Annotated in this window: 8 protein-coding genes and 1 tRNA gene; 4 read left to right on the plus strand and 5 right to left on the minus strand. The window is 57.1% G+C overall.

All coding sequences use genetic code 11. From position 1 onward, the window contains the following. Nucleotides 1-190 precede the first annotated feature (190 nt). The 5 genes from lon to Q1J88_RS07450 form a co-directional block, all read right to left on the minus strand. Nucleotides 191-2,662, minus strand: coding sequence for an endopeptidase La (lon, locus tag Q1J88_RS07430; protein WP_301116973.1), 2,472 nt, complete (start codon nt 2,660-2,662; stop codon nt 191-193). Between the two features lie 153 nt (nt 2,663-2,815). After that, nucleotides 2,816-4,120: an ATP-dependent Clp protease ATP-binding subunit ClpX gene (clpX, locus tag Q1J88_RS07435; protein ID WP_301116974.1), complete on the minus strand. Its 1,305-nt coding sequence runs from the start codon at nt 4,118-4,120 to the stop codon at nt 2,816-2,818. Nucleotides 4,121-4,211: 91 nt separating this feature from the next. Beyond that, nucleotides 4,212-4,874 (minus strand): ATP-dependent Clp endopeptidase proteolytic subunit ClpP, encoded by a 663-nt coding sequence (clpP, locus tag Q1J88_RS07440; protein ID WP_301116975.1) that lies wholly within the window; start codon nt 4,872-4,874, stop codon nt 4,212-4,214. 2 nt (nt 4,875-4,876) lie between these two features. Beyond that, on the minus strand, nt 4,877-6,190 hold the full coding sequence (gene tig, locus Q1J88_RS07445) for a trigger factor (protein ID WP_301116977.1): 1,314 nt from the start codon (nt 6,188-6,190) through the stop codon (nt 4,877-4,879). A gap of 323 nt (nt 6,191-6,513) precedes the next feature. Next, a tRNA-Leu gene (locus Q1J88_RS07450) sits at nt 6,514-6,598 on the minus strand. Nucleotides 6,599-6,835: 237 nt separating this feature from the next. On the opposite strand from Q1J88_RS07450, the gene dapD reads away from it, so the two are divergent. Genes dapD through abc-f form a run of 4 tightly spaced genes read left to right on the plus strand, consistent with a single transcriptional unit; the run spans nt 6,836 to nt 11,698 of the window. Continuing rightward, the gene (dapD, locus tag Q1J88_RS07455; protein WP_301117000.1) at nt 6,836-7,660 is read left to right on the plus strand and encodes a 2,3,4,5-tetrahydropyridine-2,6-dicarboxylate N-succinyltransferase; all 825 of its coding nucleotides are present in this window, start codon (nt 6,836-6,838) and stop codon (nt 7,658-7,660) included. Further along, nucleotides 7,660-8,811, plus strand: a complete 1,152-nt coding sequence (dapE, locus tag Q1J88_RS07460) for a succinyl-diaminopimelate desuccinylase (protein WP_301116978.1) — start codon at nt 7,660-7,662, stop codon at nt 8,809-8,811. The genes dapD and dapE overlap by 1 nt, the downstream gene beginning before the upstream one ends. Next, entirely contained in the window at nt 8,808-9,704 is an 897-nt protein-coding gene (prmB, locus tag Q1J88_RS07465) for a 50S ribosomal protein L3 N(5)-glutamine methyltransferase (RefSeq protein ID WP_301116979.1), read from the plus strand. Before dapE ends, prmB begins: the two co-directional genes overlap by 4 nt. Continuing rightward, the gene (gene abc-f / locus Q1J88_RS07470) at nt 9,701-11,698 is read left to right on the plus strand and encodes a ribosomal protection-like ABC-F family protein (RefSeq protein ID WP_301116980.1); all 1,998 of its coding nucleotides are present in this window, start codon (nt 9,701-9,703) and stop codon (nt 11,696-11,698) included. The genes prmB and abc-f overlap by 4 nt, the downstream gene beginning before the upstream one ends. The last annotated feature ends 1 nt before the right edge of the window (nt 11,699 follow it).

Here is an 11,699-nt window from a genome sequence, read left to right on the forward strand (position 1 = left end):
AACACCGGTGCAAGGAATCGACAAACACCCGTGCAAGAAATCGAGGAAAAGCAGCGCAATAAAGCAGCGCCTTAAATAATTTACCCCCTGTTAGTCGGGCACAACCCAACTTTCAGGGGGTAATGGTTTGTGGCTTGGTCTTTGAAAAAACGCCATTAGCGCCGGCCTGAACCTCGGGCCGGCAAGCGGTTTAGTGCTTGAAGACGCCTCCGGACGCTTCACCAGCAGGCTTGGTGCTGGCGACTGCCTCGGCAGCGAGGCGAGCCACTTCTTCGTCGGACAGCGGGGTCGGCATGTCTTGCAGAGCAACCTCGAGCACGCGGTCTATCCAACGTACGGGAATGATCTCGAGATGGTTCTTGACGTTGTCGGGGATCTCGGCAAGATCCTTGACGTTCTCTTCGGGAATGAGCACTACCTTGATGCCGCCCCGATGAGCAGCCAGAAGCTTCTCTTTAAGACCACCAATGGCCAGGACCTCGCCGCGCAGGGTAATTTCGCCGGTCATGGCGACGTCAGCACGGACCGGAATGCCGGTAAGCGCAGACACCGTGGCTGTGGTAATGGCGATACCTGCAGAGGGGCCGTCTTTGGGCGTGGCACCCTCCGGGAAGTGGATGTGAAGATCTCGCTTTTCGAATGCCGTATTGGGTATGCCCCATTTTTGAGCACGTGCCCGAACCACCGTACGAGCTGCCTCGACCGATTCCTTCATGACGTCACCCAGCGACCCTGTGCGCAGCACCTGGCCCTTGCCGGGCATATCGGCCACTTCAATCGTCAGCAGATCGCCGCCCACTTCGGTCCAGGCCAGACCGGTTGCCTGACCAACCTTGTTCTCCTTTTCGGCCATGCCGTAGCTGAACCGGCGTACGCCGAGGAAATCAGCAAGGTTTTCAGAGGTAACTTCGACCTTGACGATATCTTCAGGAGCCGCCCGACGACGTGAACGACCTGCCGCCTGCGGATTGGTTTCGAGCGTACGCTTGACCACCTTGCGACAAATCTTGCTGATTTCGCGTTCGAGCGCACGCACACCCGCTTCCCGGGTGTAATAGCGCACGATGTCACGCACTGCAGATTCCTCGATGGACATCTCGCCTTCGCGCACACCGTTGTTCTTCATCAGCTTGGGCAGCAGGTGATCGAAGGCAATATGTACCTTCTCGTCTTCGGTATAGCCGGAAAGGCGAATCACTTCCATGCGGTCAAGAAGCGCCGGTGGAATATTGAGCGTGTTGCTGGTTGCCACGAACATGACATCAGACAGGTCGAAGTCGACCTCGATGTAGTGGTCCTGGAAGGTATGGTTTTGCTCGGGATCCAGCACTTCGAGCAGCGCCGATGAAGGATCACCGCGGAAATCCGCACCCATCTTGTCGATTTCGTCGAGCAGGAAAAGCGGGTTGCGCACGCCTACTTTGGCCATGTTCTGCAGGATCTTGCCGGGCATGGAACCGATGTAGGTCCGACGGTGACCGCGAATCTCGGCCTCGTCCCGGACTCCGCCCAAGGCCATGCGAACAAACTTGCGGTTGGTCGCGCGGGCAATGGACTGTCCAAGCGAGGTCTTGCCCACGCCGGGAGGCCCGACCAGACACAGGATTGGAGCCTTGAGTTTATCGACACGCTGCTGAACTGCCAGGTATTCGATAATGCGTTCCTTGACCTTTTCGAGACCATAGTGGTCGGCATCAAGTACTTGCTCGGCATTCGAGATCGAGTTGTTGATGCGGCTTTTCTTGCGCCAGGGCAAACCGATGAGGGTGTCGATATAGTTGCGCACCACGGTTGCTTCGGCTGACATGGGCGACATGAGCTTGAGCTTCTTGAGCTCGGCTTCGGCCTTTTTGAGCGCCTCTTTAGGCAACTGGGCCGCCTCGATCTTTTTCTCGAGTTCCTCGATATCAGCGCCCTCTTCGCCTTCACCCAGCTCTTTCTGGATGGCCTTGACCTGTTCGTTCAGGTAGTAGTCGCGCTGGCTTTTCTCCATCTGCTTCTTGACGCGGCCGCGAATGCGCTTCTCGACTTGAAGAATGTCGATTTCGGATTCGAGCTGCGACAGCAGATTTTCAAGGCGCATGGAAATCTCGGTGATTTCGAGCATGCGTTGCTTCTGTTCGAGCTTGAGCGGCAAATGCGCAGCAATGGTGTCGGCCAGGCGCCCGGCGTCGTCAATACCGCTGAGAGAGGTAAGAATCTCTTGGGGAATCTTTTTGTTCAGCTTGACGTATTGCTCGAACTGGGCAACCACCGCCCGGCGCAAGGCTTCGGATTCGGCGTTTTGTTCAGGCTCGAGAGCCACTGCCTGCACATTGGCAATGAAGTAATTGTCGCCTTCGGTGACGCTGTTGAGACGTGCGCGTTGCAAGCCTTCGACCAGGACCTTGACGGTGCCGTCGGGCAGCTTGAGCATCTGCAAGATGCTGGCCGCACATCCAATCTCGTAGAGATCTTCGGGGGCCGGATCATCCTTGCCGGCAGACTTTTGCGCCACCAGCATGATGTTGTTGCCGCCCTCCATGGCCATTTCGAGCGCCTTGATCGAGCGGGGACGTCCTACAAACAGCGGAATCACCATGTGCGGAAACACCACCACATCCCGCAAAGGCAGCAGGGGCAAGTCCATGGGTTCTGTAGAGAGAATCGGGCTCGCAGACATAGTAATTTCCTTAAAAAGCTGCTTTAGAAACAAAAAGGGAAGCCTAGCCCCCCTTTTTGAGTACTACATGTGAGTGTATGTAGTGACGATAACGGAAATTTCAAGTTGTCGCCCCGATAAACCCACAAATCTAAAGGGAATTCAACGAGCGGTTCAGGCAGCACCTTGAAGCTTGGGTACAGCGGGCTTTTCAGGAGTTTCATCTGCTTCGTCTTCGTCGCCATAGATAAGCAACGGCGCGCCGGTACCGTGGACTGCGTTTTCATCCAGCACGACACGTTTGACATTCTGGAGGGACGGAAGTTCATACATGGTGCCAAGCAGCGCCTGCTCGACAATGGAACGCAAGCCGCGTGCCCCGGTTCGTCGCTTGATGGCTTTTTGCGCAATGGCACTCAGAGCCTGCGGACGAACTTCGAGTTCGACGTCTTCCATTTCGAACAGTTTCTGGAACTGCTTGATCAGGGAGTTCTTGGGTTCGGTAAGAATCCGCACCAAGGTATTTTCGTCCAGCTCTTGCAAGGTGGCGACCACCGGCAAACGACCCACGAGTTCGGGGATGAGGCCAAACTTGATGAGATCTTCGGGTTCGACTTCGGAGAAAAGCTCGCCGACGCCCCGTTCGGTTTTGGCACGCACCGAGGCCGAAAAACCAATACCGGATTTTTCGGTCCGGTCGCGGATGATCTTTTCGAGACCGTCAAAGGCCCCACCGACAATAAACAGAATATTGGTGGTGTCTACCTGTACAAAATCCTGGTTGGGGTGCTTGCGTCCACCCTGGGGCGGCACCGAGGCCACCGTGCCTTCGATCAGCTTGAGCAGGGCCTGCTGTACACCTTCGCCGGACACGTCGCGGGTGATCGAAGGATTGTCCGACTTACGGGAGATCTTGTCGATTTCGTCGATATAGATAATGGCGCGCTGCGCCTTTTCGACATCGTAGTTGCAATTTTGCAGCAGCTTCTGCACGATGTTTTCGACGTCTTCACCCACGTATCCGGCTTCGGTAAGTGTGGTGGCATCGGCCATGACGAAAGGAACATCAAGCATGCGAGCTAGAGTCTGCGCCAGCAATGTCTTGCCCGAGCCCGTGGGCCCGATCAGCAGGATATTGCTTTTGGACAATTCAACGTCATCGCCCTTGACTTCGCCGTAGCGGATCCGTTTGTAGTGGTTATAAACCGCCACCGCCAAATTACGCTTTGGAATATCTTGCCCGATGACGTAGCCGTCGAGGAAGGCCTTGATTTCGCGTGGAGTGGGAAGCTCGTTGCGGATTGCATCACGAGCAGCCTCCTGCGTTTCCTCGAGGATGATGTCGGTGCAAAGATCGATACATTCGTCGCAAATGAACACGGAAGGTCCCGCGATCAGCTTGCGTACTTCGTGCTGGCTTTTATTGCAAAACGAACAATGCAAAACCTTTTCGTCTGCCGATCCTTTTTTCTCGGGCATAAAACTTCAGTTCCTATGACAGCGCGGCCCGCCGAGGTCGCTCTGTCGGTAATAATCGACCGTGCCTTGAAGCACACGTCGACCGGCTGGCCTACGCCTCGGCGGAGTCGGAGCGTGAGACCAGAACTTTATCCACCAAGCCATACGATACTGCATCTTCAGCCGACATGAAATTATCACGCTCGGTATCGACAGCAATGCGCTCAACCGGCTGACCGGTATTCTGGGCGAGTATCGAATTCAGGCGCTCGCGAAGACTGAGGATTTCTTTTGCCTGGATCTGAATGTCGGAAGCCTGACCCTGTGCTCCGCCCGATGGCTGATGGATCATGATGCGCGAATTGGGCAAGGTATAACGCTTGCCCTTGGCACCTGCCGCCAGCAGGAAGGCACCCATGCTTGCTGCCAAGCCCGTGCAAAGCGTTGAGACGTCGGGTTTGACGAATTGCATGGTGTCGTAGATTGCCATGCCCGCGTACACCGAACCCCCGGGGGAGTTGATGTACAGCGAGATGTCCTTGTCGGGATTCTCGGACTCGAGAAAGAGCAACTGGGCCACAACAAGGTTTGCCGACTGATCATTGACCGGACCGACAAAGAAAATAACGCGCTCACGCAACAGGCGCGAGTAAATGTCGTACGAACGTTCGCCGCGGCCCGACTGCTCGACAACGATGGGCACGTAGCCCAACCCTGTGGGCACGACGGAGTCGCCCCCGTGCATCGAGGCGTAGAAGTCAGTGAATCGCTGCATATTTATGCTGTTCCCATCAGTTCGTCGAAAGCGACGGTTTCATCGGTGACCTGGGCCTTGGACAATATGTGCTCGACAACGTTGTCTTCGAGCACCAGAGCCTCTACTTCTGCGCGACGCTCGCGGTCGGACAGATAGTAAGCCACAACCTGTGCGGGCTGCTCGTAGTTCTGCGCAAGTTCTTCGATACGCGCACGGACTTGCTCGGGCTTGGCACGAAGATCGTTGCTTTCAACCAGCTTGGACACAACCAGGCCAAGACGCACGCGACGCTCGGATTCGGCCGAGAACGCCTCGGGGGGAATCGGCATGGTGTCGGCATTGGGCACGCCACGCTGCTTGAGCTCTTCGCGAGCCTGTGCGACACGGTTTGCAGTGTCGTTGTCCACAAGCGCCTTGGGCACATCAAAGGTGCAGGCAGCAGCCAGGGCTTCCATTACGCTTGCCTTGGTGCGGGCCTGGGCACGAGCCTTGACTTCGCGCTGGATGTTGGCACGCACGTCTTCGAGCAGTTTGTCGACGTCGCCTTCGGCCTGACCGAGCGCCTTGGCGAAATCGCTGTCAACCTCGGGAAGAATGGGTTCGGCTACCTGATTGACAGTGATCTTGAATTCGGCAGTTTTGCCGGCGACTTCCTGGCCGCCGTAATCAGCCGGGAACTCGAGCGGGAAAGTCTTGGACTCGCCGGCCTTGAGCCCACGAACCGCAGCTTCGAACTCGGGCAGCATGCGGCCCTGACCCAGAACAAACGGAAAGTTCTCTGCCGATCCGCCTTCGAACGCGACGCCGTCGATTGTGCCGACAAAATCGATCGTGACGCGGTCGTCGTCTTGGGCGGCACGATCTTCGCGCGGTTCGTAAGTGGCGCGCTGTTTGCGCAGAATATCGATCGTGCGCTGAATTTCGGCATCGCCAACTTCGACGTTGCTACGGGTGACCGCCAGGGTGGAAAGATCGGGGGCATCGAACTCGGGATAAACCTCGAAGGTAGCCGAGAAGCCCATGTAACCCTCTTCGACGCCTTCGGTCTTGGGCTCGAGATTGGGCGTGCCCGCAATGCGCAGGCTCGCGTCGGAAATGGCCTTGTCAAGCGCACGACCGACTTCGCTATTGATGACATCGTAACGAATGCCTGGGCCGTGACTGCGCTCGATGACCGACAACGGAGCCTTGCCCGGACGAAAGCCGCGTACCTTGGCCGTGCGCGCAACACGCTTTAGCTGGGACTGGACTTCTTTTTCGACATCGGCAACCGAAACGAAGAGATCGATACGACGCTCCAGGCCGGACAGAGTTTCAACCACGGGCTGCTGCATTAGGGACCTATATATAAGTTGGTAAATGGATAGATGAACAGGATATTTTACCGGAAAGTCGGGCAGCCGAAATTAACATGCCTCCTACATCCCGATTGTATATGCGCAGACCCAGCCCGGAGTCACGAAAACAAGCCACGGACACCGGCCTTTCACCGGATTTCCGGCAGGCCAGGTGCCCGCCTCGTCGAACCGAATCCTGCTGGTCGCGTAAAGCATTCAGGCAGACGTAATACTCCCGCCAAATGCACAGCAAGGCTTATATTTTTAATTGGGGAGTTGGCCACGCAACGGGGCCTTGATCTGGATGTTCAATTGCCAGCTGGTGCGAACGGAGAGACTCGAACTCTCACACCTCTCGGCGCCAGAACCTAAATCTGGTGCGTCTACCAATTCCGCCACGTTCGCATTTCAGGGCAAGCCAGAAAGTTTAGCAAGATTCTGCAGCCCCAGCAAACGACGCTGATGCGCCAGGCTTGTTAAAATCGTCGCCTCACTTCGGCGAAACGCACATGACATCACGTCCAGACGCCCTCCTCTTCTTCTTGCACATATACCGATCGGCGCAGGCGCCCCGCTTTTTTCATGGTCGGTCACATCCCGCTTCCTCAATCGGCACTCTCTGCCATCACTCCACTTCCTATGATGAATTTTGAACAGCGTATAACACTTATTGAAAAGGCCTGGGACAATCGAAGCCATATCGATCCAGGATCTGCTGACGAACAAATCCGGCTAGCTGTCGACCAGACGATTCAGGACCTGGATGAAGGCACACTGCGCGTTGCCCAAAAGATGAACGGCGAGTGGGTGACCCATCAATGGATCAAGAAGGCTGTGCTCTTGTCGTTCCGCCTGCAGCAGAACCAGCCAATGGGTCAGGCCCCCTTGCAGTTCTATGACAAGGTGGATCTGAAGTTCGCCCACTACACGGCGCAGGATTTCGCCCAGGGCGGTTTCCGCGTAGTACCGCCCGCTGCCGCCCGGCGTGGCACTTATATCGGCAAGGATGTCGTTCTGATGCCCTCCTATGTAAACATTGGCGCGTATGTCGGTGATGGAACCATGGTCGACACCTGGGCCACCGTGGGTTCCTGCGCTCAGATCGGTCGTAACGTGCACCTTTCGGGCGGCGTCGGAATTGGCGGTGTGCTCGAACCCTTGCAAGCCAACCCCACGATTATCGAAGACAATTGTTTTATCGGAGCGCGTTCCGAAATCGTCGAAGGCGTGATCGTCGAAGAGAACTCGGTACTGGCCATGGGCGTATTCCTGTCGCAAAGTACCAAGATCTACGACCGGGCCACGGGCAAGATCAGCTATGGTCGGGTACCTGCGGGCTCGGTAGTGGTTCCCGGGTCTCTTCCGGCTGCCGACGGTTCGCACAGCCTTGCCTGCGCCGTCATTGTCAAGCGGGTTGATGCCCAGACACGCTCCAAAACCAGTATTAACGATCTGTTGAGAGCCTGATGCCAGAATGCTCCGTACGCGCCCTCGCCGAAGCCCTGATCAGCCGGCCGTCGGTCACACCTGACGACGCCGGATGTCAGCAACTTCTGGCCCAGCGCCTGGCTAGCAGCGGCTTCAAGGCCGAACACATGCAGTTCGACGACGTCGCCAACCTGTGGTTACGACGCGGCGATACAGGGCCCCTGCTTGTGTTCGCCGGCCATACCGACGTCGTGCCCACCGGTCCAGTCGAAAACTGGCACAGCGACCCCTTCACACCCACCGAACGAAACGGATTGCTCTATGGTCGTGGCGCTGCCGACATGAAAAGCTCTATCGCGGCATTTGCGATTGCCGCGGAAGAGTTCGTCGCGGCTCACCCCGCCCATCCGGGCTCGATTGCCATGCTGATCACTTCCGATGAGGAAGGTCCTTCCATCAACGGGACGGTCAAGGTGTGCGAAGTGCTGCAGTCTCGCGACGAGATTCCCGACTACTGCATTGTCGGCGAACCGACTTCAGTGTCTCAACTGGGCGACACTGTCAAAAACGGACGACGAGGGTCGCTGTCGGGACGATTGGTCATCAAAGGCAAGCAGGGACACGTTGCCTATCCCCACCTGGCGCGCAACGCGGTCCACCTGCTTGCACCCGCCCTGGCTGAACTGACAGCCATGCAATGGGACAACGGAAATCAATATTTTCCTGCGACGACATTCCAGATTTCCAATCTGAACGCCGGTACCGGGGCCGGCAACGTGGTGCCGGGCGAAGCGGTAATGGATTTCAACTTTCGATTCTCCACCGAAAGTACGCCCGAGCAGCTAAAGCGCAAAGTCACTTCAGTGCTCGACGCCCATAATCTCGAGTACGATCTAACCTGGACGCTCAGTGGCGAGCCCTTCCTGACGCCTCGGGGCGAGCTGAGTCAGGCAATAAGCGCCGCGATCCGGGAGGAAACCGGTGTGGAAACCGAACTGTCGACCACGGGCGGAACATCCGACGGAAGATTCATCGCCAAGATGTGCAGGCAGGTTGTGGAGTTCGGCCCAATCAACGCCAGTATCCACCAGACCAACGAGCATATCCGGGTCGATACCCTGCAACCCCTCAAAGAAATATATCGTCGAACGCTAGAGAAACTGCTGCTGATCGACCGAGACACCGAATGAACGCAACAGCCTTACAAGAACTTCATACGGTCCGCGACCTGCTTCGCTATGCCGTGAGCCGATTCAATGCCGCGCAGCTTTGCTTTGGCCATGGAAGTGACAACGCATGGGACGAGGCGGTGTATCTGCTGTTGCATGTTCTCCATCTTCCTCTCGATACCCTTGATCCGTTTCTGGATGCTCGATTACTTACGGAAGAAAAAAAACGCTACCTCGACATGGTCGAACGCCGTTTGACCGAGCGTATTCCAGCCGCCTACCTTACTGGAGAAGCCTGGTTGCAGGGGCAGCGTTTTGTCGTGGACTCTCGTGTCATCGTGCCGCGGTCGCCAATCTCGGAATTGCTGGTCGACGCGCTGCACCCCTGGGTCGCAGACCCGGAAGACGTAGACTATGTGCTTGACCTGTGCACCGGTTCCGGTTGCCTGGCCATACTGGCCGCATTGGCTTTCCCCAACGCCCAGGTCGATGCGGTGGACCTGTCGGAACATGCCCTGGAAGTAGCCAACGTCAACATCGAGCAGTTTGGCCTGGACGGGCGCGTAACCGCCCACCAAAGCGATCTTTTCGAGCAGTTGCCGCACTGCGAGTACCAGGTCATTATCTGCAACCCGCCGTACGTCAATAACAGTTCGATGGAGTCATTGCCTCCAGAGTACCGCCATGAGCCGACTTTGGCGCTGGCAGGCGGAGACGACGGCATGGACATCGTACGCCGGCTGTTCAAGGATGCACCGAGGTTCATGAGCCAGAACGGTATTCTCGTTCTGGAAATCGGCCATGAATACGAAAATTTCGTCAATGCCTTCCCCGACCTGGAACCGGTCTGGCTGAACACCACCAACGCCGAAGACCAGATACTGCTGCTGACGCGGGAGCAACTCGAGTCGTGATACGGGCCTCTGGATTGACGTTGCGGCGCGGCGTCAAGGTACTGCTTCAAGATGCAGAATTCGTTGTCAACCCCGGGGAACGCCTGGGCATAGTGGGTAAGAACGGCGCCGGAAAATCCACCTTGTTTTCGCTTCTCCAGGGAAAGCTGGACCTGGACGCTGGCACCCTGTATATACCCGAAGGCTGGCAAATCGCCAGTGTAGAGCAAGAAATCACCGATCACGACCGGCCGGCACGCGAGTTCGTCATTGATGGCGATCGGCGGCTTCGTAATCTGCAGGCCCAGCGTCAGGACGTATCACCTGGCGACGGGCATCGCATTGCAGAACTCGAGAACGCCTTGGTCGAGGCTGACGCCTGGAGTGCGCCCTCAAGAGCCGAGCAATTATTGGCTGGGCTCGGATTCGCACCAGACGAGTGGATGCGCCCCGTAGGAGAGTTCTCGGGCGGCTGGCAGATGCGTGTGGCGTTGGCGCGGGCCTTGATGGCACCATCCGACCTTCTGCTGCTGGACGAGCCTACAAACCACCTGGATCTGGATGCCATGCTTTGGCTGGAGCGCTGGCTGTCCGCCTACCAGGGTACCGTACTGCTCATTTCGCACGACACGGAGTTTCTGGATTCCGTGGCGCGCTCGATATTGCATTTTGATCAGGGCAAGCTGATACGTTACAAGGGCGGATACGAAGACTTTCTGTTGCAGCGCGCCGAGCGCTTGCGTCAAACCAATTTGGCCTGGGAGCGGCAAACTCGCGAGACCGCCCGCCTGCAAAGCTTCATTGATCGGTTCAAGGCCAAAGCCACGAAAGCCAAGCAAGCGCAAAGTCGGGTAAAGGCCTTGGCACGCATGGAAAAGCTTGCGCCCATCCACGCTGAAGCCGGTATAGATATACGCATTCCCTCACCGGAAAGCATGCCGGATCCGCTTCTGACCCTGCGTAACGTGGCAGCAGGATACCCGCCACCTTCCTCCTGCCCCCAGGAAACGGCACAGAACGCCCCAACGGATGCAAGCATATCCGGTGATGGCTCGGATGCCGGCATCGGCAAGGTTGTCGTCAAGGACGTCACGTTAATGGTACGAGCCGGCAGCCGAATAGGCGTGCTGGGCGTCAACGGCGCCGGCAAGAGTACCCTGATCAAGACGCTGGCAGGTGAACTGCAAGCGCTTTGCGGCGAACTCAAACGCTCAAGGGGTTTGAGCATCGGTTATTTTGCACAGCAACAGCTTGATATGCTCCGGCTGGACGAGACTCCCTTGCAACACCTGGCGCGTCTTGCTCCCCAGACTCGAGAGCAGGAACTTCGCAATTATCTGGGCGGCTTCGGCTTCAGTGGTGATAGTGTAAACAGCCTGGTTGCTCCGATGTCCGGGGGTGAAAAGGCACGCCTGGCGCTGTCGCTGATCGTTTGGCAGAAGCCAAACCTGCTGCTGCTCGATGAGCCCAGCAACCACCTTGACGTGGACACTCGCGAAGCCTTGGCAACGGCATTGGCCGAATTCGAGGGCAGCGTATTGCTGGTTTCCCACGATCGTCATTTATTGCGTACCACCGTAGACACATTCTGGATTGTGGCCGACGGCGGGGTACATGAATTTGATGGCGACCTGGAAGATTATCGGGAATGGCTCAACCAGCGCGCATCGGCAAGACGGACCGAATCAAGAGCGAATCAGGCGACAAGCGACGCGACCGGAACAGCGATAGACCGAAAGGCTCAGCGCCGACTCGAGGCTGAAGAGCGGCAGCGCCTGTCCAAGCTTCGCAAACCGATTGAGGCATCGATTTCGAAGATTGAGAACGAAATGTCGAAGATCCGGGCACGGCTGGACGAACTAGACGAACGCATTGCCGACCCCGAGTTCTACACTGACGCGTATCGCGATGAGCGACCCGCCCTGCTGGCCGAACACGGTGAGCAAGGCAAGCGGATGCACGAACTGGAAGAGCGCTGGCTTGAACTGCAGGAAGAGCTCGAGTCCCTGAGCTAAG

Origin of the sequence: Pusillimonas sp. (assembly GCF_029263785.1) — a bacterium.
In the GTDB taxonomy this organism is placed as follows: Bacteria; Pseudomonadota; Gammaproteobacteria; order Burkholderiales; family Burkholderiaceae_B; genus Pusillimonas.

Bases quoted from the DNA above. Each gene is read 5' to 3' on its own strand.
- lon (WP_301116973.1), bottom strand. From the start codon at position 2,662: ATGTCTGCGAGCCCGATTCTCTCTACAGAACCCATGGACTTGCCCCTG.
- clpX (WP_301116974.1), bottom strand. From the start codon at position 4,120: ATGCCCGAGAAAAAAGGATCGGCAGACGAAAAGGTTTTGCATTGTTCG.
- clpP (WP_301116975.1), bottom strand. From the start codon at position 4,874: ATGCAGCGATTCACTGACTTCTACGCCTCGATGCACGGGGGCGACTCC.
- tig (WP_301116977.1), bottom strand. From the start codon at position 6,190: ATGCAGCAGCCCGTGGTTGAAACTCTGTCCGGCCTGGAGCGTCGTATC.
- dapD (WP_301117000.1), top strand. From the start codon at position 6,836: ATGAATTTTGAACAGCGTATAACACTTATTGAAAAGGCCTGGGACAAT.
- dapE (WP_301116978.1), top strand. From the start codon at position 7,660: ATGCCAGAATGCTCCGTACGCGCCCTCGCCGAAGCCCTGATCAGCCGG.
- prmB (WP_301116979.1), top strand. From the start codon at position 8,808: ATGAACGCAACAGCCTTACAAGAACTTCATACGGTCCGCGACCTGCTT.